Source organism: Paenibacillus sp. MAHUQ-45 (assembly GCF_058133325.1).
Genome location: NZ_JBYUPV010000001.1, coordinates 693,158 through 719,726, shown reverse-complemented (window position 1 = coordinate 719,726; position 26,569 = coordinate 693,158). Strand labels below are relative to the sequence as shown.

Below are 26,569 nucleotides of genomic sequence, written 5' to 3'. Positions count from 1 at the left end.
AGGCGAGCACTTCAGGCGAGCACTTCAGACGAGATCTTTTCGACGAGCACTTTCTATCTACACAGTCCCAAGCTTCCCTGTTCGCGCATCTTTGCTTTTGGTTAATTTCTTTTGTTCGTATTACATAGTTCCACATAAAACCATAAAAACAGGGATGCCGGCAGCCGTAATGGCTGCTGACATCCCTGTTTGTGCGTTCACGTATAGCTTAACGACGGTCCTGTGGGCCGCCCACAAAAGCTTGCTCAGTGGTATCCAAATTATAGGCGGTGTGAAGCGCCTGAATAATATTTTGCAGATTGCCCGATTCAATGACACAAGATACTTTGATCTCGGACGTACTAACCATCTTGATGCTAACGCCTTGTCTCGAGATAACATCAAACATCTGTGCGGCCACGCCAGGATGGCTGACCATACCAGCGCCGACAATGGATACCTTGATAAGATTATCCTCGGAGGTCACTTCACGGTAAGGCAGTGCGCTATGCAGCTCCTTAATCACTTCCTTAGCACGTTCCAGATCATCCAGCGAGACGGTAAAGGAGAAATCTGCATGCTCCCCTTGTACGCCGCTCTGTACAATAATATCCACATCAATGCCTTCTTCAGCCAGCTTGCCGAAGACTTGGGCCAGTACACCCGGCACATCAGGCACTCCCAAAATGCTGATCCGCGCCACGTTCTTGTCGTAGGCAATACCGCTTACCACTACTCCCTGCTCCATGTTTGTTTCCTCCTTCACAACAGTACCTTCATTATGGTTAAAGCTTGATCTGACGACCAGCTTGACTTGGTGACGTTTAGCATACTCTACAGCACGCGGATGCAGAACAGCAGCGCCCAGATTGGCGAGCTCCAGCATCTCGTCGTAAGAGATTTCTTTCAGTTTGCGCGCAGTCTTCACGATCCGCGGGTCGGTTGAGTAAATCCCGTCGACATCAGTGTAGATCTCACACACATCCGCTTTGATCGCCGCCGCAAGTGCAACAGCCGTTGTGTCAGAACCACCGCGACCTAGCGTGGTGATCTCTCCGTTCACCGTCATCCCCTGGAAGCCGGCAACGATGACAATCTGGTTCTTCTCCAGCGACTCCAGCACGCGGTCAGGCAAAATTTCGTTAATGCGAGCCCGTCCGTGCGTTTCATCTGTACGGAATCCAGCCTGCCAGCCTGTATAGGACACAGCGTCCCGGCCAATCCCATGCAGTGCGATAGACAACAAAGCCACAGAGATTTGCTCCCCTGTAGTCATCAGCATATCCATTTCACGCGCTGGTGGCTGAGCGTTCAGCTCCTTCGCCTGATCAATCAAATCATCTGTCGTATCGCCCATGGCGGATACAACTACAACACAGCGGTGGCCCTCATCTTGCTTCTGTGCAATACGTCCTGCGACCCGCTTCATGCGTTCGATGTCGCCAACGGAGCTGCCCCCGAATTTCATGACATAAAGTGACAAAGTCTCATTCACTCCCTATTTCGGTCTATGTAGTATCTAACTTTCAGTTTCCCGCTTTAAATCAGTATAATACGAAATTAGTGTTATGCGTTAATGGTTTCACAAAAAAATATCCGGGCAATTCTTGGATTGTCCGGAAACAGGCCCCTTACAAAAGGATTTTAACAGGAATTTATTTGTTTTGGAAACCCAAACACGTACAAGCCCCACCGCTAATGCAGGGGGCTTGTACGCAATAAAATCTTATATGGAACATAGCTCTTGACTGAAAGACTACGCGCGGGAGATGTATTTACCTTCGCGAGTATCGATCAGAAGAACGTCGCCTTCGTTGATGAACAAAGGTACTTGTACGGTGTGACCAGTCTCCAGCGTCGCGGCTTTAGTAGCACCTTGAGCGGTGTTTCCTTTAACGCCTGGCTCAGTTTCAGTAACCTTCAGCTCTACGCTGGTAGGCAGGTTGATCCCGAGGATCTCGCCTTGATAGCTCACGATGTTCACAGTCATGTTCTCTTTCAGGAAGTGAAGTTCCCATTCAAGCTGCTTGCTGGACAGTTCGAACTGATCGTAAGTTTCGTTGTCCATGAAAGTGTGCTCCGAACCGCTGGCATACAGGTACTGTACACCACGATTTTCGATGATGGCGCGACCGATGGTTTCGCCTGCACGGAAAGTACGCTCAACGGTGTTACCGTTGCGCAGGTTTTTAAGCTTGGAGCGTACGAATGCCGCACCTTTACCTGGCTTAACATGCTGGAAATCAAGAACGGTGAAGATATCGCCGTCCACCTCTACGGTCAAACCTGTTTTAAAATCGTTAACTGAAATCACAAATACCCCTCCTGAAATCAATAATTATAATGGAACCCTGATGAGAAAATATAGTCTTCCCGTTCGAAAGCTACTCATGGGCTTAAAACCGAATTACAATACTGTATACTCTTTGGACGAGTGCGTCAGCAGCGCAATGCCGCTTTCCGTAATCACTACATCATCTTCAATGCGTACGCCGCCAAGACCCGGCAGATAAATCCCCGGCTCCACGGTAACTACCATGCCTGGCTCCATAATCTCATCACTGAGCTTGGAGAGACGCGGCCATTCATGCACTTCCATACCAAGACCATGGCCTGTGCTGTGTCCGAACTGCTCGCCGTAGCCATAACGCGTAATGATATCACGCGCCAGTGCGTCGCATTCACGTCCAGTCATGCCAGGTTTGATATTGGCCAGCGTATGTAGCTGAGCTTCCAGCACAATATCATAAATCTCTTTCAGCTTCGGATCTGGTGATCCCAGCGCAATGGTCCGCGTCAGGTCGGAGCAGTATCCGTCAAGCAGAGCACCGAAGTCCAAGGTTATGAACTCATTGCCCTTGATCACACGGCTGCTCGCCACACCATGCGGCATCGACGAACGTTCACCGGAAGCCACGATCGTATCGAAGGACGAAGACGTTGCCCCATGGGTACGCATGTAGAATTCCATTTCCAGATCCACATCACGTTCGGTCATGCCCGGTTTGATCACATTCAGAATATGGCGGAAAGTATCATCCGCGAGCGCGCCAGCCCGTCTCATGACAGCCAGCTCTTCTTCATCCTTGTAGGTGCGCAGGTTCTCAACAGCCTTGGATACCGGAACCAACTCAGCCGGCTTCAAAGCATCCGCATAAGCTGTATAAGCGCTGTAAGCCACATGATCCTGTTCAAAGCCAATACGCACATTGTTGCCTGCTGGCAGCAATTCACGTACGGTATCTAGAAACTTGGAAGCGTGCTCTACCACTTTTAATCCGTTTGATTGATCCGCTGCCTGTGTCATATACCTGAAGTCTGTCAGCAAATATGCATCATCACCTGTGACGAGTACATAGCCTGACGATCCGGTAAATCCGCTCAAATAGCGGCGGTTGATGTCGCTGGTAATTAAGATCGCATCCAAACCCTGATCCAGCAAAGTCTTGCGCAGCTTGGAGACACGCTTGTTGCCCATTTTCATTCTCCTCTCAAAATAGCCACATTGTATTTTAACATAGGGTTATGCCCTTGAGAAGTTTTTTTGAGGCGTTTAAGTAAGTATGCTCTTCTGTTCCCGCTTACGCTCATCTGTGTACTCCATTGCAGTGGTGTAGCCAATAAACAGTCCCCAGAGTAAAAATACGCAAAATTCACTGACCACTGAATTCCATGGCAGCCGGAATGGCCGCTGTAACAGGAAGAGCCAGGAACCCGCCAGGAAGAGGCCTGCCCACCAGAGTATGCCATAAATCATCCCCGGCCACGGGCCCTTTAACCAGCGTAGTGCGAATACATAAATCAGGGCAGCGATCACCGACAGAACAATAAAGAACAAGTAACCGATCAGATGGCCCGCCGGCTTCAGCAAGAAGTCATGCTTGAAGAAAGGTTCTGCCAAAAAAGCAGGAATGACCTTGGTAAAGCGCAGTGTATACATGATCCAGCGGGCACCTCCCCAGATGAATCCGGCAAAAAAGCCCAGCTCCACGGCAAACACAAACCGATTTGTATGCACGGTCTTCTGTTGTTGTGACTTGCTCATCTTGACTGTACACCCTTTCCTCATTGGTTTAATGAGGCCTAAACATCCTTATCCTCACTCTAATGGATAGTATGTACAGTAAAAGCCGATCCAACTAGTAATGTCCGTAAAAATTAGTTACAATGAAGGATATACAAATATATTACAACGGGAAGGTGAATGCGGTTGTCCCAGGAAACTCCAAGCTACGGCGGCCAAGCCGTTATTGAAGGCGTCATGTTCGGCGGCAAGCATGTTAACGTAACTGCCGTACGGCGCAAGAATCAGGAAATCACATTTTTGGAGGTACCGAGGAGCGACAAAAGCTGGGTCGTTAAACTGCGCAAAATCCCGCTGCTTCGCGGCCTTGTCAGTATTATAGATGCCAGCGCCAAGGGCTCCAAGCACCTGAATTATTCCGCAGAATCTTATGCCGAGGATGAGGTAGAGCCAGAAGAAGCCGCCAAACCTAAGAAGAAGGATAAGGAAGAGGGCTGGAGCCTCGGGATGATTTTTGGCGTCGCAGTCATGGGTATTCTTTCGTTTATCTTTGGCAAGGTGATTTTCACCCTCGTACCGGTATTCGTTGAAAGTTTCTTTTTTAAGAATGCATTTGATAACTATGTTTTGCACAACATCATAGAAGGTGCCATCAAGCTGATTCTGCTGCTCGTCTATCTGTGGGCGATCTCCCAGACACCGGTTATCAAGCGGCTCTTCCAGTATCATGGCGCGGAGCATAAGGTCATCAGCGCTTTTGAAGCTGGTGAGGAATTGACCGTGCGCAACGTACAGAAGTACAGCCGCCTGCATTACCGCTGCGGAAGCAGCTTCATGATGCTGACGATTGTGCTTGGCGTCATTATTTACTCTGTAGTTCCATGGGATAGTCTGTGGGAACGTGTCATTCAGCGGATTATTTTGCTGCCGGTGGTTATCGGGGTCTCCTTTGAAGTCTTGAAGGGAACGAACGCAGTACGCGACATACCAGGATTGAAGTACCTGGGCTATCCGGGTCTGTGGCTTCAATTGCTCACAACGAAGGAGCCTAAGGACGAACAAGTAGAGGTATCTATCGCTTCCTTCAACCGCATGCGGGAGTTGGACGCAGAGATCGAAGCAAAGGGTTATGCGGGAGCAAGTGTGTCAGGCATATTGGATCCGGCGAAAGGATGAGTGGCCTATGAAAAGGCATGCTTTGATTTTTTGGAGTGCAATACTGCTGGCAGCATTCGGAGTGGTGAACGCGATCATCGATAGTAATTGGAGGGCGTTATCTGAACTGATTATCCCGGTTCTCTTGATCGCTGTGATCTATTATTTCTTCAAAAAACGGTCTTATGGCGGAGGCACGCGTGGATCGAAGATCAAGGTTAAGCCCTCCCAGAAGACGATGGCCAAGGTAGCTGGCGCAACTGGCGCCCGCAAGAGCCAGGCCTCGCCTGGCAAACGCAAAAGCTATCCATTCCAGGTCATCGAAGGCAGCAAGGGCAAGAACGATGATCACCTACCCAAATATCATTAATGCAAAAAAGGCATCTCCACGTTAGCTTGTCACGTGAGAGATGCCTTTTTCATTAAGTCTGCTCTTCAATGCGGCCGCCAGCCCTTGAAGAACGCCTCGCCCGCCTTGAATCCAGAATCATATAGCTTGTCACTTAGTTCCGGTGTAATGTCAAATTGGGTCGTACCGACCCCCAGCGTGGGAATTCTTACAGTGCGGTCAAGCTTCTGCTTCTCAATATACCGTTCATCATGGGCGGATAGCATGGTGGATATCATCGCCTGCAGCATCGTGAATGGACCGGTAATCCGGTTCGGCTGAGGATCTGCCCTGCCTATCATTCTATAGCCGACAACAGGAGCCAGTGGACTTGCAGACGGTCCGCTATTTTCCTGGAACAACCATAACGGAAAATTACTCAGCAAGCCGCCATCTACGATGTACACGATTTGCTCTCTAAATCGCTTGCCTTTCGCAGCCTCTCCACTTAATCGCAGCATGACCGGATCGAAGAAATAGGGAATACTGCAGCTCATGCGCACCGCTCTCGCCACGCTAAACTGTTCCGGCGATATGCCGTAGTCCTTAAGCCCATCTGGAAGCACGACAATCCGCCCATTCGTAATATCCGAAGCGACAATGTACAATTTACCGCGTGGCAGATCGCCGAATGTACGCACCCCCTTTTGTTCCAGGATGCCGCGAATCCACGATTCCAACGCTTCGCCAGAATACAATCCTTTCTTCAGCATCACCCGCAGGGCCGGACCGACAATGCCGGTGTTGAAGACAGGTGCCCGCTTCAGAAACATCGTGAAGGCTGTCTCCCTAATAATCCCGCTCATTTCCTCCCCGTTATAGCCTGCGGCAATCAGGCTGGCCACAATGGAGCCAGAAGACGTCCCTGCCACTTTTCTAAAGGTACGTCCTGCCCTCTCAGTTGCCGCTACAGCACCCGCCAGTGCAATCCCCTTTACTCCCCCGCCTTCAAATACAGCATTAATAGCCATAACCATAGAATTACCCCCGTTCCCATAGATCTTACTGCTTATCTATGAGCACGGGGGTACATTCATGACTTATAAGGGATAACTAAAGAATCAGGGCTTAAAATAAAATGTCAGCAGGCTTGAAAGGCCAAACGGATCTCTGACAACAATATCATTGGCGCGGAACATAATGCTTCCCGCCACCTCATTATATTTCTCGTTATATTTCAATTGATTGATAATCTGCTGACCGCTCTGCCATTCCGCACTTTGGTCGCTGGCCCCTACTTTATAAGCTGCCAGGCCGATGTAGAGCTTCACGTTAGTGTTACCTACCTCATTCACCCACCAATCCACCAGCTTGTCATACCGTGCGGCGTTGAAAGACAGACTCCAATAAATCTGCGGAGCAACATAATCGATCCAACCCTGCTTGACCCATGTCCGCACATCGGCATACATGCTGTCATAGGCGGTTACGCCTGCGGTGGTATCAGAGCCAGTGCTGTCCATCTTGATGTTGCGCCAGACGCCAAACGGACTAATGCCATACGATACCGATGGCTTGGCGCTGTGAATCTGTGACCCAAGTTGGCGAACGAACTCATTGATGTTGTCCCGGCGCCAGTCGTCCTTCGATACGACTCCCTTGGCGTTATAACTCTTGAAGGTTCCATCATCGGAGAAGGTCGTATTCGACGGATAGAAATAATCGTCCAGATGAACGCCATCAATGTCATAGCCATTGACGACTTCCATTACCGTATCAATAATATGCTGACGAGCCTCAGGCACCCCTGGATTTATGTACAGCTTGCCTCCAGCATTCACTATCCATTCAGGATGAGCTTTAACTACATGATTACTCGCAAGGCCTGTAGTTGAAGCATCCGTTGTAGCCCGGAACGGGTTGAACCAGGCATGAAATTGCATACCGCGTGCGTGTGCTGCACTGACCATATAGGCGAGCGGGTCATAGCCCGGGTCTTTGCCTTGCGTTCCGGTCAATACCTTCGACCATGGCACCAGGGACGAAGGATACAGGCTATCTGCAGAGGGTCTAACCTGCACGAAGACTGCATTAAAGCCCACTGCCTTCAGCTTGTCCAGCAGATTATCAAATTCCTGCTTCTGCTTGTCGATTTTCCCGGCGGAAGATACTGATGGCCAATCCAGATTGAAAACAGAGGAAATCCATGCGCCTTTCATCTCTTTGCTGACCCCGGCCCCAGGTAACGGAACATTTGGTACTGTTCCAGTTGGTGATGGCGTCGTCGTTGGTGCTGGCGTTGCTGTAGAAGCTGGTGTCCCTGTAGGCACAGGTGTAGAGGTAGGTGCAGTCGATGGTGTCGGCTGCGGACCTGAGGATTGCGGCGGCTCTGCCCCTGTATACAAGGAAATATGCTTCGTTACTTGATCCCATACCACCTGCAACCCGAGCTGTTCACTGACAAAACGCAGTGGTACCATTACCCGCCCCTGCTTCACCTCTACGGTGGATTCTAGGGTTATAGCTGTTCCATTCACGAGGGCGTTCTTCTGGCCGCTAGTCAGCTTGATTACCGTGTCGCCCTGCGTGATCGTAGCTGTCTTACTGTTCTGATTCCATTCAACGCCGGCGCGCAGCCCTTTACTAATAACGCTGATAGGCACCATTGTCACATTCTTTGGTGTGATATAAGGTGGCACATCACTGACCAGTGCCTCCCCATCCAGTTCAATCGTAATCTGAATCCCCGCTGCACGTATCCCTACAGAAAACAGCGGCAGACTCAGGATGATTACCAGTAATCCAAGCATCCATTTACGGTATTTCATAATTCCTCCCCAATCCAAAAAGTGTGGTAAAAAACAAAAAAACGGAGTCATCCTAAAAAGGACGGTATCCGTTTTGACGTAAAAAACTGGGAAAGGTTGCGGTAAATCCGTAGAAAAGGAAGATCCGGGTTCCTTTTTCTAAGAATCGCTAACCAGTTCATCATGAATATTATACAGCGTCTGCACTCGTTCCTGGTCCCGGCGGAAGTATTCCACCAGTGTCTCAATACGTGTGATCGAATCCCAGCTCAAGTGATGCTCGATGCCTTCAACATCCTTATAGATATTCTCCTCTTGCACACCGATCAGTTCGAGAAATTGCTCTAACAGCTGATGACGGTCAACCAGTCGTTTTCCCACTTTTTTTCCTTTATTGGTCAGGACAAGCCCACGATATTTCTCATAGATGAGATATTCGTCCTTATCCAGTTTTTGGATCATCTTGGTCACAGATGAAGGGTGGACTTCCAATCCCTCGGCAATATCCGAGACCCGCGCATACCCTTTCTCATCAATGAGCTTGTATATGCGCTCCAAATAATCCTCCATGCTGGGTGTTGGCATTCAACTTTACCTCTTTTCTATAATGAGCGTGGCGCAGGCGGCCAAACCTTGCTCTAACAATGATACATGTTTCTCCCGCTCCTTGGCAAGTCCCGCCACATTTTGCAGTCCAAATTGCACAGCATTACCACGGTTTCAATGACTATAAAATCAGCACACTAAAGATATCCCCTATGTGAAGGAGCGTGTATGCATGTCTACAGTGACACCGAAACGCCCTGCAGTCAGGCGGCAAATAAAACCTACAGCCCCCTTCATGCCTGAGCTTGTTTTTTTCGAGCCGAACGCCCTGAATTATCCCAAAGGGGAGCGGATTATGGCTTGGGTTAAGAGCAATAATATCCCTTACCGCATGACTACCTCGCATAACCGTATCACCAATCTTCCCGGCGAAACGGAAATCGAGCAGTATAAAATCGCCAAACGAACACTTGTTGTCGGATTACGCAAAACACTAACCTTCGACCAGTCCAAGCCTTCTGCTGATTATGCTATTCCTATCGCGACCGGATGTATGGGGCACTGCCATTATTGTTATCTTCAAACCACGCTTGGATCCAAGCCTTATATTCGCGTATATGTCAATACAGATGATGTGATGGATGCTGCCAAAAAATATATTGAAGAGCGCTCACCGGAAATCACCACGTTCGAAGCAGCCTGTACCTCCGATCCACTAGGCCTGGAGCATATTACAGGTTCTCTGGAGGAGCTGATTAATTTCATGGCCAAAGAGCCGCTGGGGCGGCTGCGATTTGTTACCAAGTATCAGCATGTAGATTCGCTGCTCAAGCTTCAGCACAACGGTCATACGCGTATCCGCTTCAGTATCAACGCCGATTATGTCATCAAGAATTTTGAGCCGGCGACTGCCCGGTTTGAGGAACGCATAGAGGCCGCTGGAAAGATCGCACGAGCCGGGTACCCGCTAGGCTTCATTATTGCCCCTATTATCTGGCATGACGGCTGGCAGGAGGGTTATGCCGAGCTGCTGTCCAAGCTTGCCGAAGCTCTGCCTTCAGAGGCGGGAAAAGGCTTGACCTTTGAGATGATTCAGCATCGCTTCACCAAGACAGCAAAGACGGTCATTGAGAAGCGTTATCCGAAGTCGAAGCTGGAGATGGATATTGAGAAGCGGAAAAAGAAATGGGGGCGTTGGGGCCAGAACAAATATGTGTACCCTGATGAACAACAAACCGCCCTGCGAGAATTCATCACAGAGCGGATTTTCGAGCATTTTCCAGAAGGCAAGATTGATTATTTCACCTGATGACTCAGGCAGCATTAGCAGCATCTTCTATATAGATTGAACTTAGGATTCTAATATAGGGTTAATTTTTTTAGTTCAATCTATATAGCTAAAGAAGCAGGATGGATCATAGCCATTGTCCCATATAATTGCAGATTAGTTCAGCCTAAAATTTCAGCCAATCAGGTGTAATACCCTGCAACCAAATCGTGATGCGGAACATCTGATCCGTAAAGAGCAGCAGGCCCATAAACACCATCAGGACACCGCCGATCTTCATTAACAAGTTGGAGTATTTAAGGATGCGTCTGGCTCCGCCCAGAAAGAAAGCTAAGGCAAAGAAAGGTAGCGCAAACCCGACACTGTATGCGGTAATTAGGGTGAACCACGTGCCGGGATCACTGGCGGAGAGCGCAATGATAGCCGTCAGAATCGGGCCAATGCACGGTGACCAGCCGGCAGAAAAGCCAATGCCGAAGATAAAAGATCCGGCATAGCCTGCCGGCTTCCATTTGAGATTCAGCTTTCGTTCACGCATCAGAAATTGCGGCTGAAAAACACCGAGCAGAAACAGACCCATAACAATAATAAGGATTGCCGACAGCTGGCGGATCAGATCACGCTGGCCGTTGAAGAACTGCCCGAACAACCCCGCGCCAAAGCCTAAAGTGTAAAAAACCGCTGAAAACCCAAGGATAAATGCCAAAGTATGACTCAAGGTCCGGAAACGGACCTCTTTGGAGTTGCCGCCGCTCTTCAATTGCTGAACAGATAATCCGGTTATGTAAGACAAATACGAAGGATAAAGAGGCAGGCAGCATGGAGAGATAAATGAAGCCAGACCCGCAGCAAAGGCTATCCCTGCATTAATGTTGGACAAAGCAGCAGCGCTCCTTCCCGATTAATGTCTCTTCCGCAAACCTTCTTTAGTATGATGGCTTCATGATGACTTCTGATGTCTCGATGTTATGTTAAAATGCTTAGCTCACATGTTCATTTGCACTCATTCGTTTTTTAGACTCTCAGTTTCTTCGCATTCACATGCTGTGGGCACTCACACGTTCAACCCCACCTACATGGGGCTACTAACTTATTCTCTGCTTAAGTTGGCAGACCCTTCTTTCCGATCAGCGTGAGCGCAAGCAATGCGATAAGCAGCAGGACAATCGTCGCCCCTGGGGCAAGATTCCAGATTCCGGCTACAACAAGTCCACCCACGACCGCAATTTCCGCGATAACCACCGATACAATGACCGATGATTTAAAGCTGCGGGATAACAGTAGACTAATGGCAACAGGTATGGTCAGCAGCGCGGATACTAGCAACGAACCCACGATTTTGATCGCTGTGCTGATTACCAGTGCGGTCAGAATCGTGATTAACATGTTCAACAGCTTCACCGGCAGTCCGCTGACGCTCGCAGCATCCTCCTCAAAGCTGAGCAAAAAGAACTCCTTGAAGAATAACGCAACCACGACCACAACCGCTATCGTAACCAATCCAACAACGAGCAAGTCCGTATTGTCGAGCGTATAGATGCTACCGAACAGATAGCTCATCACATCTGCATTGTACCCTTTGCCCAGAGTGAAAAAAAGCGAGGCCAGCGCTACACCGCCAGACATGATGATCGCAATCGACAACTCGGCGTAGCTTTTGTACGCCTTGCGGAGCTTCTCAATGGCAAAGGAGGCGGCAACGGCGAAAATCAGCCCTGCGCCCAGCGGATAAAATCCCGCCAAAAAGCCCAGCGCCACACCGGCAATCGTGACATGCGCGAGCGTGTCTCCGATCATCGACAGTCGTCTAAGAACAAGAAAAACGCCTATAAGCGGCGCAGTAATACCAATCAGCAGCCCGCCCGCAAGCGCCCGCTGGAAAAAATCGCTGAATAGAATTTCCAAAATTGATTCTCCTTTTTTATTCGATCCCTCCCAAACCCTCCCTTCCCCAAGGGAGGGCCCCAAAGGGCTGCACCCTCTGGACACCGCTAAGTGCAACTGACGTAGGCGGAAGGGATTGCTGTGACTAGAGCCGTTTGACGCATGATCGCTTTCGTCCCTCACGGGACACGCTTTACGGTGGACGGGACTTAGGGACTTAAAAGATCTACTAACAAGATCAAAGGCAAGATAAAGGTCAAAAGCAAGATCAAAAGCAAGGGCGAAGACCTGATGTTATCCTATGTTATACAATGGATAACTGCAAGAACCAGTGCTCTTGGTTATCCTATGTTATACAATGGATAACCGCAAGGTCCAATGCTCTTGGTTATCCTATGTTATACAATGGATAACCGCAAGGTCTAGTGCTCTTGGTTATCCCATGTTATACAATGGATAACCGCAAGGTCCAGTGCTCTTGGTTATCTAACGTTGCACTGTTGATACCTTCCGATACCGGAACACTCGGGGAGCATAACTGGAAAAACTCCAGTTATTTAAGAAGGATAGCTCCTTTTTCTTAAATTAGCTGGAATTATTCCCGTTAATCTAGCATTTTAATTGGATTCGAGCTGAATAACTGAAAATAACAGGAGTTTATCCCGTTATTTTAATACTGACCAAGAAATGTATCAGATTAACGGGAGAAAATCCCGTTATTATGACGTACTAGTCAGCATTTGCTGAATTTCATCTTTCAGGCCGAGGATTACCACGGCATCCGTCAACTAAGCGTGTGCTGAAGATTATCCTCGACGCAATCCTGTACATCATGAGAGTGGCGGCAGTAGAAATTGATTTTACCGTTACGCTGGACAGGCTCCTGGCCCAAATAATTACGGATCATATCAATGTCATGCGACACCATCAGGAAGGTCATATGATGATGAGCATGCATATGCGTGATCAGGTCGAAAAATCCGGCCTGTGTCTCGGCATCAATCCCAACAGTAGGTTCGTCCAAAATAAGCAGATCCGGGTGATTGATCAGCGCCCGCGCCAGGAACACACGCTGCTGCTGACCGCCGGAGAGCTGACCGACTCTTTTATCCGCAATATCCTGAATACGCATCACTTCGAGTGCATCATCACACTGCCGTTGCTGTGCCTTCGATACTCTGCGGATTAGGTTCTTGTTGTTGTAAAGACCGGACAGCACCACTTCGCGCACAGTCGCCGGGAACAACGGGTTAAACGCGTTTTTCTGCGGCACATAGCCGATCCGCTCCCAGTCCTTAAACTTACGCACGGATTGACCAAACAACTTGATGTCACCGCTACTCGGAGGCAGCAGGCCAACGATCATTTTCATCAACGTGGTTTTACCGGCTCCATTAGAACCAATGATGCCAAGAAAATCACGCTCTTTTACAGTATAGCTAAGTCCGGATATAACTTTTTGCTCTCCATAGGAAAAGGAAAGATCCTGTATCTCAATCATATGTTGATGACAGTCCAGGGATACCGGTTGCATGCGTAGTACCACCTTTCACGTATACTTTCCTTATTATTGTAAGGCTAGAATCAGATTTTGCAAATTTTTCTCCATCAGGGTGAAATAATTATCATTGTTTTTCTCCTGTTCCTGGGTCAGACCCTCTACCGGGTTCAACACTAGTGTCGATACCCCAGTTTCATTCGCCAGTGTTTTGGCAAGACGGTCAGAGACCAGTTCCTCGAAGAAAATATACTTAATCCCTTCATCCTTCACGAGCTTCGCTAATGCAACCAAATCCTGACCACGTGGCTCAGCATCCGGTGACAAGCCCATGATCGCATGCTGATCGAGACCATAATCACGAGTCAAATAGCCGAAGGCCTGATGGGAGACCACAATTTCTTTGCCCGGAACCTTGGCGAGTTCGGTTTCGAACTTGACGTCAAGTGCCTTGAGGCGCTCTGCCAGCTTATTATAACGCTCCTCATAGGCATCTTTGTGCCCGGGATCAACGTTTTGCAGGCTGTTTTTAATATTTTCGGCCATAATCAGCGCCGACTTCGGACTTACCCAAGTATGCGGGTCCGTGTGCAGGCTATCTCCGCCCGTATTTCCATTCTCTGCACCATGATCCTCCGCCCCACTCTCATGATCAGCATTATCGCTGCCGCCATGGTTATGACCGTCATCTTCATTTGTTTTGATCAAAGCAATGCCCTGACTCACTTCCACGGCCTGCACTTTACTTCCACGATCCAGCCCCTTCAGGAAGTTCGGTACCCAGCCCTCAAGCCCGGCACCATTATACAAAAACAGCTGCGCTTTGGACGTATTCATAATATCCTGGCTACGAGGTGTCCAATCATGCGGTTCTACACCGACCGGCAGCAGGTTGATGGCATGGATGTCATCCCCACCAATTTCTTTGGCAAATTCATATATAGGATAAAATGTGGTGACCACGTTTACTTTGCCCTCCACAATATTTCCACCACTCTTTGCGCCGCATCCGGCGAGTACAAGAACCAGCATCAGGGCAACCACAATCCACCCTTTGCGTGACATACGTGAAACCATAATACCTATCGACTCCTCAGATCGTAATGTTTACTATGCGAATTATAATAGTAATAGTTACGATAAGTCAACTCTTATGACTATGATATTTCTGCTTTTTCAGCAAAACAACTTTCTCAGAACACCATGGAGATCCCAAATTAAAATAAATAAAACTGCAACCCAATAGTCAGATGACCCAACTATCGGACTGCAGTTCAGTTACGGTTGTAAATCACTTCGGCTGTTAATGGCTACATATCTATTCCGTAATTCGCTCTTCACACTAGAACTTCACGGTTTTTATCGCAGCTTTGTCATCGCCATCCGGTGCAAGAAAAACTGCACTACGTGCTTCGACATTCACTTGGAGTAAAATCAGCGGTACTGCAGCCTCACCAGTTGCCAGCGCTGCTTGTGCCTGAGTTATATCATAGATTCTCCAGCTATTATTATTCAGATCTTGCACGAACAACGTATTACCGAATAGTTGAGTTTTCCAGCCGTACACGTCCTGGTCCGGAACGAAATTGGCAGTTAGCGAATTGATTAGCTTACCCGTTGCCAACTGATAGGTGTAAAAAACGGGCTGCAGTGCTTCAGGATTACTGATCGTGGCACCCAGCCGTTCTTCATGAGACGTACCCACCAGCAGATTCTTCCCATTCAATTGATAGATAATGTCATGTCCACCAAGGCGTTGTGCGCTACCAAAAGGCAATGAATATTCTTGCTTGCTGAACAAGTTGATAATACGGAGAAAATATGTTGTAGATCCGATGCCCGAACCCTGGTATTTCATCACGACATAAGGGTAACCAGGATAATTGACGTCAAGCAGCCGAATATCTTCATAATTATCATTTAGGTTTAACTTTAGTGAATAGTTCACCTGGCTTGATAACCACGGGCTTTGGAAGAGTTGGAATTGACCATTATTCACTATTGCGATGCGCTCTGGCTCACCGGCGCTTGGTGCTGACCAGCGGGCAGTTAAGAACCCTTCATCTGTATTTTTCGGTAATTTCAGCGCATAGCGAAAGTTATCGCTACTTAGCACCTTGCCGTCATAGTCGAGGACAAGCTTTTTAAGCGCCTTATTTTCTTCGGTTAGGAGTACAATTTTCTTTGAAACGGTCACAACAGCTAAATCATAAAGTTTAAGCGTCCGACCCCACACCACAGTATGAAGTGAGGTATCCAACATTTGCAGTGTGCTACTATCATCACCGTTACGATTCATCAACAATACTCTATTGCCGGTGAGTGGAGTAACCCGGGGCGCATCCAGACCTCCACTATTGAAGGCACTCGCTGGGAGTGTAACTACAGTAGGAGCACTGCTTGTAGCGCTAACTGGAACGGCTAGTGTGTTCAAAATAAGCAATAACAGGAGGGTGAACAGAAAGGTTTTTTTCATAGTGACAAATGATCCCCTTTCGAGACAAATAACGATCTTTTTAAAAAGAAATTACACTTGTCTCCCCATTATATTTCTCAGAACATTAGATGACAAATAATTTTATTTATCCCAAAATGATCCTATTACACAGGACAAAGTATGCGACGGCTACTCCTCTGCATTAACATCAAACAATAAGCGCAACGCAGGGCATAACAGTGTACCGGTTACGACCGGAGAATTACATTGACACATAATTTTTTCAAAAAAAGGGAACATCCCACACAGCTCTCATAGCTGAAGGATGTTCCCTTTAAAGTTCGTTGCAGTCGCCCTACTTCACAATCGCTCCGTTAGGCATGCTGTCCGGTACTGTGGCCAGCGTTAGCTGATCGCCTTTGGAAGCCGCCAAAATCATACCCTGCGACAACTCACCACGCAGCTTAACCGGCTTCAGGTTCACGATACAGATCACCTTTTGTCCTACCAACTCTTCAGGTGTGTAGAACTTCGCTATTCCCGATACAACCTGGCGCTGCTCGTAACCGAGATCCAGTTGGAGCTTCAGCAGCTTGTCAGCCTTCTTCACTGGCTCAGCGGCAATGACTTGCGCCACCCGCAGCTCCGCCTTGGCGAAATCGTCGATGCCGATTTCTTCCTTATGCTCTTCTTCCAGCTCGGATTCAGCCGCTGCAGGAGCCGCTGCGGCCTGCTGAGCTGCTGCGGCCTTGCCACCGCCCATCGCCTCAGCGATGTAAGCCACCTCTTGTTCCACATCAAGACGTGGGAAGATCGGATTGCCCTTCACCAGCTTCGTACCAGCCGGTATCAGGCCAAACGTCTTGCCGCTGTCCCATGTAGTCAGCTCGCCTGACGCAATGCCAAGCTGCTCCCAGATCTTCGCTGGTGCGCCGGTCAGGAACGGCTGTAGCAGAATGGACGCAGTCCGCAAGCTTTCAACAAGATGTCTCATCACGGAAGCCAGCTCCGCAGTTTTGCTCTCATCCTTGGCGAGCGCCCAAGGCTGAGTCTCATCAATATACTTGTTCGTCCGGCTAATGAACGCCCCGATGGCGGTCAATGCAACGGAGAACTCCATTTTCTCCATCGCTTCTTCCACTTTCTCATATGTGCTCTGCGCCGCAGCCAGCAACTCGCCGTCGAATGCGGTTACGTTACCTTCATAAGCCGGAAGCACGCCTTCAAAGTACTTCTCAACCATCGCACCTGTCCGGTTCAATAGGTTGCCAAGGTCATTGGCAAGATCGTAGTTAATCCGGTCTACGAAGCTTTCCGGTGTAAAGGTGCCGTCAGAGCCGAATGGTACTTCGCGCAGCAGATAGTAGCGCAGGGCATCCAGACCGTAGCGGTCAATCAGAGTCACTGGATCAACCACGTTACCCTTGGATTTGGACATTTTTCCATCCTTCATCAGCAACCAACCGTGTGCAAATACTTTCTTCGGCAGTGGCTCGCCCAGTGCCATCAAAATAATTGGCCAGTAGATGGTGTGGAAACGAACGATCTCTTTACCCACGATATGCACATCTGCAGGCCAGAATTTATCGTACAAACTACGGTCTGCCGAGCCATAGCCCAGTGCAGTAATGTAGTTGGTGAGGGCGTCAATCCATACATACACCACATGCTTCGCGTCACCCTTTACTTTAACGCCCCAGTCGAAGGTGGTACGGGATACTGCCAAATCTTCCAGACCCGGCTTGATAAAGTTGTTGATCATCTCGTTCTTACGGGATTCCGGCAGAATGAACTCCGGGTTCTCCTCGTAAAATTTCAGCAGACGGTCTGCATATTTGCTCATCCGGAAGAAGTAGCTTTCTTCCTTGACGAGCTCTACCGCATGACCACTATCCGGGCTTTTCGCGCTAATAATGACTCCATTGCCGTCGCGCTCTACATCAACGAGTTGTGTCTCGGTGTAAAAGGTCTCGTCAGGAATGCTGTACCAACCCTCGTAATCACCTTTGTAAATGTCACCCTGCTTCAGCAAACGGTCAAAAATATCCTGCACGATCGTTTTGTGGCGTTCTTCTGTAGTCCGAATGAAATCATCATTGGAAATATCCAGTTTGCGCCACAGGTCCTTAATACCGACAACAATATCGTCAACGAATTGCTGCGGGGTCTTGCCAGCTTCACCGGCCTTTTGTTCGATCTTCTGTCCATGCTCATCTGTACCGGTCAAGTAATGAACCTCGTAGCCACGCAGGCGCTTGTAACGGGCCATAGCATCCCCGGCTACCGTTGAATAGGCATGCCCGATGTGCAGCTTGTCACTCGGATAATAGATTGGTGTTGTCAGATAAAAAGTTTTCTTGTCGCTCATTTGTCGTCACCCTTTCTTCTCCATAAAAAAACAAAAAACTCCCGCCCCCTTATGGGGCGAGAGTAAACTCACGCGTTACCACCCAAAATTCCCTGTCTCCTCACAGAGAACAGGCTTCTCCAGTTCCCTTGCCGGGAACTGCCCATTAACGCTGGAACACGCCGTTATCTTACGTGAACCTACATACGGTTCCCGCTCGAACACAGTTCCTCCCGGACCATATTCAATCTGGCGTCCCCTGCCGGTTCTCAGCTTCCCCCGGTTCTCTGTACAGGTATCCCGATCTACTCATCCGTTCCTCGGAAATCAAGTTATTATCCAAAATATACCCAAAAAGACGCCGTCATGTCAAGTAACCTGAGACGTTCCTCCCTTTGGGGGCTCCTCCTTGAGCGGGGGGACAGGGTCCAAGCCTCCCGGGTGAAAAGGATGACAGCGGGCAATGCGCTTGGCAGCGAGCCATGAACCTTTCAAGGGACCATGAACTTCTATCGCTTCCAGTGCATAGGCTGAACAGGTCGGGTAAAAGCGGCAAGTAGCCGGCTTAATCGGTGAAATAAACTTGCGGTATACCCGGATTGGCGCCTGAATCGCTCTGCGTCCGACTCCCATCTTAATGCCCTGCTTTGCTGAGACTCGCCGGCGTTGATTCCTCTTCTCGGGTCTCTTCACAATCCTTGCAGTAACCGAACACCTCAAATTTATGCTTGACGACCCGGAACTGATCCGGTGTATCAGTCAAATTCATCGGGCAGAAATGAATGGGATAAGTCTTCATGCACTGAAGGCAAATCATATGATGGTGATGATGATCGTGTACGCAGCTGGCCTTGAACTTCACGCCATCTTCAAAGACGACCTGTTCAAGCACACCAAGCTCCTCCATTACCCGGAGATTGCGGTAGACGGTATCAAAGCTGAGACCGCTATACTTGCGGCCCATGTGATCATAGACATCCTTCGCTGACAAATATCCTGTATTCTCGCCGAATAACTTGGCAAGCGTTTTGCGCTGATCGGTGATTCGCAGTCCCTGCCCCGACATGACTTCCAATATTTGATCTGTCGACAGCATACGCTCATCTCCCATAATATTTGTTCATTTCAATTACACTCTCTTTATAATGCCCCAAAATATAGACTCCGTCAATGAAGCTCCTTGCCCGCATGAGATCAAATATCAATCCATGAGTATTATATCCACAAAAAAACCCGAGGCACGTTCAATGTCAGAACGCCCTCGGGATGTGTAAGAAAGTCTATTTATAAGTGCTTGAAACTGAAAATGTCCTTACTTCTTGGCTGGAAGCGGTGTGAAGACAAAGTTTACAGGAAGATTACTTCCCGATGCAACTGTGAACAGCATCTCAACCGAACCCTCATATGCACCGGTGCGGAAGAGCACTGCATTCATGTCGGAATTTGACAGGCTTCCTTTATTCGCCAGATTCACTATCACACCATTCACAAGAACAGATCCAAGGTAGTTGCCTCCACGCGGGTTGAATGTGATGAGTGTGTTTGGTGCTACGCGATCAAGCTTGATTTTGTACAATACCCCAAAGTTCCCGGCATTGGAAGCTTCGGTTCCATACATAGGATCCACACCAACAAGGTTCGGATCGTTCTTATTGTCTCCCAGAACAAGTCTGGACGGTGTTGTTCCGATTACATCAGGTACGTTGATGATACGAGTGGAATCAGGATACGTACCACGGTTATGCACGCCGTCGCGGTCAAGAATAGGCAGAAGCGGCAAAGTGGCCAATGGATCCTTGGTCTGCTCGATCATCATTACGTCATATTGGATGGCATAATCACTTACCAGATCAGCACTAAGGGAAATAATGTCCCCCGGTTTCATTGCGACTTTACTTGTGTCGGTCAGGATCGGCACACTTTGTCCCGGCTGAAGGGTAATCGTGCTGTAGTTCTCGCCAGTCACAATTGAATTATAGTATTTCATGACAGAAATTTTGCCTGTGTACTCCGGTGATGCTGCAGGACCGGCAAATCCGACAAATTGCGTCGTAATCGTTGCTGGTTCTGGGTTTTTATTCGTTGCAATGATATACACTTTCTGTCTTGTGCTCATGTTGTTCTTATGGTGAACCAAGAAACGTGTCGATCCAAGAGCCGTCTCGCGGTACAGTACCCCTTCAGTGTTCACTGTTTCAGGGCTGTTACTGCGGATCAGTGTGTATGGCTCGGAAGAAGTGTTGTATCCCACATTAGGATAGCTCGGGATACTACCACCATCGATGGTCAGAACATCACCCGGCTGGGTGAATAACTTGGCAACTTCGTCCTGCGTATACAACTGCTCATTCGTAATATTAATCGTCTTTTCAAAAGTACTGCTCAATCCCTGTTTGTCCGTAACCTTCAATTGGATGGAGATTGGACCCGGGTTGAAATAGGCAAGTGCACGATTCGACCATTCGGTCGTAATTGTTTCACCTTCGGGATCATAGCTTTGGTCGGTAATGACCACAGGCTCACCCATTTTATATTCATCTTTGTCTGTCGTGAAGCTGGCTACCGGCGGCTGGTTAGGCTGCAGGACATTGATGGTTACAGAGTAAGGATTACTCCATTGTCCACTCTCGTCTCTAACAGAGTAGCTAATAGTATAAGACCCTGGTTGATCATATACATCCTGCTTACCATCCCAGCGTTCATCAACGATGGCGGTGCCATTCGGGGAAGAGCTGGTTGTAGTAAAGACTACCGGCTGGCCAGCATAGATTTCGGTAGGCTGTACCGTGAAGGATGCTTTAGGTTTCGTATCCAGTGTCAGATTAACACTTTTTTGCACATTATCTACGGTATAAGGAATACTGAGCGCTGCAGTAATAGAAGTTAATGGAATCATAAATGTGCCATTGAACAGGTAGGCAGGACCTTTCATCGTTACCTTTTTGCCGTTGACGGTGTAGACATTGCTGTCCGTCTTGAAACGCATAACGTCAGTGCCTTTAGTAACGACTGTTTCCTTTGTTTTGTTGTCAAAATAGAATTTCACCCCTACCCGCTCCACCATAGCACGGATTGAAACGTAGGATACACCATTCTTGACAGCCATTGGCTGGTTAGCCAGATACAGAACTCCATTGGAATACATCTTGTTGCTGTTCATCATCAGAATAAGCTGGTTAGGGCCACTGGTAGGAACAGGCTGTACGCTTTGGTTCGGGGTTACAGTTGGTGTTGGGGTTGCGCTTGGTACTGGCGTTGCTGTTGGCAATGTTGTGGATACAGGTGTTTCTGTCGTTACAGGTACGTCACTTGGTGGTGGCGTGGGTGAAATTTCACCTGCTCCAGGCACTGCATTGTTAAGAGGCTGTTCAGTGGCCTCTGGCTGATGCGGTAACGAGTCTGTTGCTTGCGACGGATTGACGGCGTTCTGCTGCGTAGTATCCGGAACAGCAGCACCGACAGTGCCGATCACGGTTCCACTCACAGAGGACGCAAATGCCGGAACGGCTGCAGCGACCTGAGAAACCGCCAATACAGCAACTAATGCGAGTTTTCTAAAATTCATTGTATGACTCCTTCTGCTCCTATTTGATGGAATATTAGCGCGCGTTCGATATTCAGCAGCTACATTCCCTGCAAACATACTGTCATCCATACGGACGACGGTTAAGTTTGCTGCGTACCTTTTTAACAAAACATAGTATTAGACGCAGTAGGTCTTAAAAAGTTTCAGAAATGTAAAGAAAAGATTAACTACATCTTCCATAAACACGGAAAAACACCTCTCTGAATCAAAAACCATGATCCATTGAGGTGTTCATAGTATGTCATTACTCATTTTTTATAGGGTTTTAATTACTTGGAAAGCATACCAAATGCTTACTCGGCACTCTGCTTCCAAGCCTCTCGATACTCCTTGGGCGTCATCCCCGTCTGCTTCTGGAATACTTTGGTGAAATAACGCCGTTCTTGATAGCCGACACCCGAACCAATCACCGCAATGCTTTTCTCGCTGTGGGCCAGCATGAACTTAGCGGCATCGACCCGTTGCTGCGTTACATATTCGACAAACGTCATCGAGAAGCGGTTCTTGAACAGCAAGCAGAAGTAGCTGCTGCTAATGCCAAGCTTGCCGGCCACCTCTTCAATGCCAATGTCAGAACTCAACTTTTCAGTAATGTACTGAACCGCCATGTTCATGAGCTGATCGGAGGATTTTTTCGAGTTCTCGCTTGCGTTATCCGGCACTTCCTGGAACAAAGGAAGACTATTAAACAATTTATCTTTGTACTTCCTGCTGCGAATATGGGCCCCAATCTCACGTACCTTATTGCCTAGCTCCTCATAATGTATCGGCTTGCAGATATACTCCCTCACCCCGAGCCGGATCGCTTCACGAGCATAATCAAACTCCTGGTATCCCGTGAGCAGCAGCACCTCACACTCATTGCCAAGTTCACGCAGCTTGCCCACGAATGTCAGGCCATCCATAACCGGCATGCGGATATCGCACAGTACAAGATCAGGATGTTCCTCCTCAGCAATACGCAAGGCATCCCTGCCGCTCCGGGCCATGCCCGCCACAGTCATACCCATGTCCTCCCAGGGCAGCACACGGTTCAAATTGTTGAGAATCGGCGCTTCATCGTCAACCAATAATACTTTTAGCATAATGATCTTCCCCCTGCTCGTATTTAGGTATGACGCATTGTATGATCGTTCCCTGTCCGGGGCTGGAGCAGATAAAGACACCGTACAAATCTCCGTATTCAATACGGATACGGTCGGCTACACTGCGGACGCCAAGTCCTCGCCGCTCATGATTCATCCGATTCTCCGGTTTGTCCTCAGCTTCTTGCTCCGCATTCTCGTTCACCATGTACTGAAACAACGATAACTGAGCCGGCGTCATACCAATCCCGTTGTCTGAGATTCTCAGGACCAGATTCCCCCGCTCTTCCCAGCCCTGAATGATCAACTTGCCTGTATAATCAATCCCCTCAAAGCCGTGTTGAATGCTGTTCTCCACAAGCGGCTGGAGCGTAAGCTTCAGAATCCCGCAGCTCATCAGCTCATCAGGAATGTCGATCTCATAGTCGAATAGATCCTCAAACCGGAACTTCTGGATATCCAAATAATTGCGAAGATGCTTTATCTCTTCCTCAACGGTAATCTCGTCCCTGCCCTGAATGCTAATCCGCAAAATACTCGCCAGCCTGTAGACCATTTCACTTACTTTGCGCCCTTCATTCTGCACGGCCAGCACATTGATCGACTCCAGTGTGTTGAACAGAAAATGAGGCTTAATCTGTGCCTGCAAAACACGCATCTCAGCCTGATTCTTGCGGCGCTGCTCGACCTGAACCCGGGTGAACAGACCATTGATCTTATTCATAAGATCGTTAAAACCTTTTGCCAGCAGAGTCAACTCATCGTTTCCTTTTTCCTCAACACGAGTAGTCAGATCTCCATCTTCTACACGGCGCATGAAGCGGACAATGACCGCAATGGCACCCGTAATCCTGTTCATAAAGAATAGGTTAAAGAACACGGCCGCCAAAAAACAGATAAAGACGACGAACACAAACCAGCGTGCAAATACTGTTACTTCACGAGATAGCGTGTCCCAGGAGGTCACGGATACCAGACTCCAAGGGTAATCCTTCAGGTGATACACAGATAGAATGCTTTTCTCTCCAGCAAATTCAGTCTTCACGCTCTGAAATCCAGACTTGAAATCGATCTCTTTCGTTGTGAACGAATCGATATTTTGTCCGTCCAGCTTGTTGTCAGGATCGAACAGGATCATACCATCATCATTAACCAGCATAAAGGATACCTTCTGATTGCTGTCGCCAATCTTCAAGTTACGAAAAATCGATTGGAATTCCCAATTCTTGACCTGTACCACTAATATGCCGATGTTCTGAAAATAGCTTAGCTCCTTCACAAGCCGGATTTGTGTAAAGACAGGTTCAACGCCTGTCAATTCCGGGTATTCGTGAGGAGCCAGCCATTTGGGTACACCATTGAGCGTCATGACTTCCTTGTACAGATCGCTCTGTTTGAATTTATCATACGGCAGCGTGCGGAAATTTTCCTTATTAAATACCGATACAATCTGTGAGCTGCCTTTTCCATTAAAATTGTAAAGAAAAGCATAACTGATCGAAGGATGGTTGTATAACAGACTCCGGAAGCTGCGCTGGCTGGCATTCAAGCTGAGCTGCTCAGCATCCGTCAGATCCTGTTTGGAAGGATCGTCGGCACTTAGCGCCATATGAAACACTGAGGTGGCAATTCCGTTGTCTGTTACATTATCCATGTCTTTGAAGACATTGGAGATACTATAGCTGATCGCCTTCAGGGAATATTCCGACTGCTGGCTATATTTGGTCTCAATCGAATTATAAGTCACGAAGAACATGATCATGCCTAGAATAAATAATGGAATGATGATCAGGCCCACAAATGCCGTAAATAATTTGTAGCGCAAATTCATCGGCTATGCTCCTGACCTTAAGAAATTATCCCTTCACACTGCCCGCAGTAACGCCTTCAATGATTTTCTCCTGCAGAATCGCATAGATAATAACCACTGGCAATACGCTGTAGACAATCCCCGCCGACATCTGTGCATAGTTCATTTGATACTGATCTCGGAATTGGACCATGCCCACTGGGAGTGTGCGCAGTTCATCATTGGAGAGGAAGTAGTTGGCCAGCAAGAATTCATTCCAATTTCCCAGGAAATTCACGATGAATACTGTAACCATTGCAGGAACTGTAAGCGGTACTATAATTCTAGCAAAGATTCCCGGTGCCTTCAAGCCATCCACAACCGCCGCTTCCTCAATTTCTGAAGGCAGAGAGCGCATAAATGCAGCTAAAATAATGATCGTAAATGGTATCGCATTCGCAATATATGGGATGATCAGCGCCCAGTGTGTGTTTAAGATACCAAGTTTACGTACAATGTTGTAAATCGGTAGCATCAATGCATTGTTCGGAATCAACATCCCTACAAGAACGAGAGAGAACAATATCGTATTCCATTTACCCTGGCGCATGCGTGTGATCGCAAACGCGAACATGGAAGCCAGCAAGATAGATACAACTGAAGATAAGACCGAAATGTACAAGCTGTTGAAGAAATAGGTACTTATTTTCGCATTAACCCATGCCTCAACATAGTTATTGAAGACAAATTCTTTCGGGATACCAAAAGGATTAAGGGCAATCGCGTTGTTATCCTTCTTCACGGACGAGAACAGTACGAACAGGAAAGGAAACAGGATGACTAATAGATAACCCAACAGGATCACATGGGGTAGACTCTTTTTCAGGGTGCGCATCAGTATTCCACCCTTTCTGTACGCCGGGCAATAAGCACCTGATACAATACCGTGACCACCAGCGTGAATGCAAAGATCAGGACTGCGATGGCATTGCCGTACCCATATTTGAAGTTGGTAATTGCATATTTAATCATGTACGTCGCCATTACTTCAGTCGAACCAGCCGGTCCGCCCTTCGTCATTACGATAACGATGTCCGCAGCCTTCATCGCACCCGCGATGGACAGCATGATGACTACTGAAATAATAGGAACGATTAAAGGAAGCGTAATTCGGGTCGCCCGCTGAAAACGGGTTGCACCATCGATTGCCGCAGCTTCATCCAGTTCGCCTGGAATGGACAGAATAGCTGCCAGCACCATGACAATATAAAATCCGGTCCACTGCCACGCATTGGTGATCAGGATGGACAGCATCGCGAACCGCTCATCCGACAACCAGTATACCGGGTTAATTCCGACCAAACTCAGCAGTTTGTTAAAGAGTCCGATGTTAGGCTCGTAGATAAAGCCCCACAGGATTCCGATAACAGCCGTCGACATAATCGATGGCATAAAAACCGCTGTCTTATAGAGACCCTTCAGCTTCTTCACATTTGCGATTAGAAGAGAGAAGATCACGATCAAGGGAACTTGGATAAACACAGAGAACAGGATGAACCATCCATTGTTTTTCACCGAAATCCAGAACCTTGGATCTCCGAAAGCTTTCGAATAATTACTAAAACCAGTGAATTTAACTGTCGATGATACACCATTCCAACTGGTGAAGCTGTAGTAGATGGAACTGAAAATGGGATAAATGAAGAACATCAGGAACAGAATTAACGCAGGAATAACAAACAACGTAAAGACCACAGGGCTTCTCAATGCTTTATTCATGGCTACCTCCAATTGCTTAGACATCAGGGAACGATTT

General features: G+C 48.1%; 23 protein-coding genes. 3 read left to right on the top strand and 20 right to left on the bottom strand.

Annotated features, from left to right (window positions below):
- Window positions 1-208 precede the first annotated feature (208 nt).
- The 4 genes from AC3Y23_RS03155 to AC3Y23_RS03140 form a co-directional block, all read right to left on the bottom strand.
- Complete coding sequence (locus AC3Y23_RS03155) at window positions 209-1,462, bottom strand: aspartate kinase (RefSeq protein ID WP_379195768.1); 1,254 nt, start codon at window positions 1,460-1,462, stop codon at window positions 209-211.
- A 273-nt stretch (window positions 1,463-1,735) separates the two neighbouring features.
- Window positions 1,736-2,293: an elongation factor P gene (gene efp / locus AC3Y23_RS03150; protein ID WP_379195502.1), complete on the bottom strand. Its 558-nt coding sequence runs from the start codon at window positions 2,291-2,293 to the stop codon at window positions 1,736-1,738.
- 93 nt (window positions 2,294-2,386) lie between these two features.
- Window positions 2,387-3,457, bottom strand: coding sequence for a M24 family metallopeptidase (locus tag AC3Y23_RS03145; RefSeq protein ID WP_379195500.1), 1,071 nt, complete (start codon window positions 3,455-3,457; stop codon window positions 2,387-2,389).
- Window positions 3,458-3,532: 75 nt separating this feature from the next.
- On the bottom strand, window positions 3,533-4,024 hold the full coding sequence (locus AC3Y23_RS03140; RefSeq protein WP_379195498.1) for a YqhR family membrane protein: 492 nt from the start codon (window positions 4,022-4,024) through the stop codon (window positions 3,533-3,535).
- A 159-nt stretch (window positions 4,025-4,183) separates the two neighbouring features.
- Here AC3Y23_RS03140 and AC3Y23_RS03135 point away from each other — a divergent pair, with 159 nt between their 5' ends.
- Together AC3Y23_RS03135 and AC3Y23_RS03130 are read left to right on the top strand one after the other, a co-directional pair.
- Window positions 4,184-5,179 carry a DUF1385 domain-containing protein gene (locus AC3Y23_RS03135; protein ID WP_379195496.1) on the top strand — a complete coding sequence of 332 codons (996 nt, stop codon included), beginning with the start codon at window positions 4,184-4,186 and terminating at the stop codon, window positions 5,177-5,179.
- Between the two features lie 7 nt (window positions 5,180-5,186).
- Entirely contained in the window at window positions 5,187-5,528 is a 342-nt protein-coding gene (locus AC3Y23_RS03130; protein WP_379195493.1) for a hypothetical protein, read from the top strand.
- A gap of 65 nt (window positions 5,529-5,593) precedes the next feature.
- Here the strand turns inward: AC3Y23_RS03130 and AC3Y23_RS03125 are convergent, their stop codons facing one another.
- The 3 genes from AC3Y23_RS03125 to mntR all read right to left on the bottom strand — a co-directional run bounded on the left by AC3Y23_RS03125 (window position 5,594) and on the right by mntR (window position 8,878).
- Window positions 5,594-6,517, bottom strand: coding sequence for a patatin-like phospholipase family protein (locus AC3Y23_RS03125; protein ID WP_379195766.1), 924 nt, complete (start codon window positions 6,515-6,517; stop codon window positions 5,594-5,596).
- Window positions 6,518-6,607: 90 nt separating this feature from the next.
- On the bottom strand, window positions 6,608-8,314 hold the full coding sequence (locus AC3Y23_RS03120; RefSeq protein ID WP_379195491.1) for a family 10 glycosylhydrolase: 1,707 nt from the start codon (window positions 8,312-8,314) through the stop codon (window positions 6,608-6,610).
- A 138-nt stretch (window positions 8,315-8,452) separates the two neighbouring features.
- A complete protein-coding gene (gene mntR, locus AC3Y23_RS03115) occupies window positions 8,453-8,878 on the bottom strand; it encodes a transcriptional regulator MntR (RefSeq protein ID WP_379195489.1) in 426 nt (141 codons plus the stop codon).
- Window positions 8,879-9,071: 193 nt separating this feature from the next.
- On the opposite strand from mntR, the gene splB reads away from it, so the two are divergent.
- The gene (splB, locus tag AC3Y23_RS03110; protein WP_379195487.1) at window positions 9,072-10,148 is read left to right on the top strand and encodes a spore photoproduct lyase; all 1,077 of its coding nucleotides are present in this window, start codon (window positions 9,072-9,074) and stop codon (window positions 10,146-10,148) included.
- Between the two features lie 145 nt (window positions 10,149-10,293).
- On the opposite strand, the gene AC3Y23_RS03105 is transcribed toward splB, so the two are convergent.
- The 13 genes from AC3Y23_RS03105 to AC3Y23_RS03045 form a co-directional block, all read right to left on the bottom strand.
- The gene (locus AC3Y23_RS03105; protein ID WP_379195485.1) at window positions 10,294-11,007 is read right to left on the bottom strand and encodes a cytochrome c biogenesis CcdA family protein; all 714 of its coding nucleotides are present in this window, start codon (window positions 11,005-11,007) and stop codon (window positions 10,294-10,296) included.
- A 221-nt stretch (window positions 11,008-11,228) separates the two neighbouring features.
- Window positions 11,229-12,032, bottom strand: a complete 804-nt coding sequence (locus AC3Y23_RS03100) for a metal ABC transporter permease (protein ID WP_379195483.1) — start codon at window positions 12,030-12,032, stop codon at window positions 11,229-11,231.
- Between the two features lie 763 nt (window positions 12,033-12,795).
- Window positions 12,796-13,512, bottom strand: a complete 717-nt coding sequence (locus AC3Y23_RS03095; RefSeq protein ID WP_483874833.1) for a metal ABC transporter ATP-binding protein — start codon at window positions 13,510-13,512, stop codon at window positions 12,796-12,798.
- 66 nt (window positions 13,513-13,578) lie between these two features.
- Entirely contained in the window at window positions 13,579-14,574 is a 996-nt protein-coding gene (locus tag AC3Y23_RS03090; protein ID WP_379195479.1) for a metal ABC transporter solute-binding protein, Zn/Mn family, read from the bottom strand.
- Window positions 14,575-14,851: 277 nt separating this feature from the next.
- On the bottom strand, window positions 14,852-15,985 hold the full coding sequence (locus tag AC3Y23_RS03085; protein ID WP_379195477.1) for a hypothetical protein: 1,134 nt from the start codon (window positions 15,983-15,985) through the stop codon (window positions 14,852-14,854).
- A gap of 316 nt (window positions 15,986-16,301) precedes the next feature.
- Window positions 16,302-18,314, bottom strand: a complete 2,013-nt coding sequence (metG, locus tag AC3Y23_RS03080; protein WP_379195475.1) for a methionine--tRNA ligase — start codon at window positions 18,312-18,314, stop codon at window positions 16,302-16,304.
- Window positions 18,315-18,662: 348 nt separating this feature from the next.
- Window positions 18,663-18,926: a membrane protein insertion efficiency factor YidD gene (gene yidD, locus AC3Y23_RS03075; RefSeq protein ID WP_379195473.1), complete on the bottom strand. Its 264-nt coding sequence runs from the start codon at window positions 18,924-18,926 to the stop codon at window positions 18,663-18,665.
- Between the two features lies 1 nt (window position 18,927).
- Entirely contained in the window at window positions 18,928-19,389 is a 462-nt protein-coding gene (locus tag AC3Y23_RS03070) for a Fur family transcriptional regulator (protein ID WP_379195471.1), read from the bottom strand.
- Window positions 19,390-19,605: 216 nt separating this feature from the next.
- The gene (locus AC3Y23_RS03065) at window positions 19,606-21,858 is read right to left on the bottom strand and encodes a stalk domain-containing protein (RefSeq protein WP_379195469.1); all 2,253 of its coding nucleotides are present in this window, start codon (window positions 21,856-21,858) and stop codon (window positions 19,606-19,608) included.
- 314 nt (window positions 21,859-22,172) lie between these two features.
- Window positions 22,173-22,964, bottom strand: coding sequence for a response regulator transcription factor (locus AC3Y23_RS03060; RefSeq protein WP_379195467.1), 792 nt, complete (start codon window positions 22,962-22,964; stop codon window positions 22,173-22,175).
- The gene (locus AC3Y23_RS03055; RefSeq protein WP_379195465.1) at window positions 22,942-24,795 is read right to left on the bottom strand and encodes a cache domain-containing sensor histidine kinase; all 1,854 of its coding nucleotides are present in this window, start codon (window positions 24,793-24,795) and stop codon (window positions 22,942-22,944) included. Before AC3Y23_RS03055 ends, AC3Y23_RS03060 begins: the two co-directional genes overlap by 23 nt.
- 25 nt (window positions 24,796-24,820) lie before the next feature.
- Window positions 24,821-25,648 carry a carbohydrate ABC transporter permease gene (locus AC3Y23_RS03050; RefSeq protein ID WP_379195463.1) on the bottom strand — a complete coding sequence of 276 codons (828 nt, stop codon included), beginning with the start codon at window positions 25,646-25,648 and terminating at the stop codon, window positions 24,821-24,823.
- Window positions 25,648-26,532, bottom strand: a complete 885-nt coding sequence (locus AC3Y23_RS03045) for a carbohydrate ABC transporter permease (protein WP_379195461.1) — start codon at window positions 26,530-26,532, stop codon at window positions 25,648-25,650. The genes AC3Y23_RS03050 and AC3Y23_RS03045 overlap by 1 nt, the downstream gene beginning before the upstream one ends.
- Window positions 26,533-26,569 lie beyond the last annotated feature (37 nt).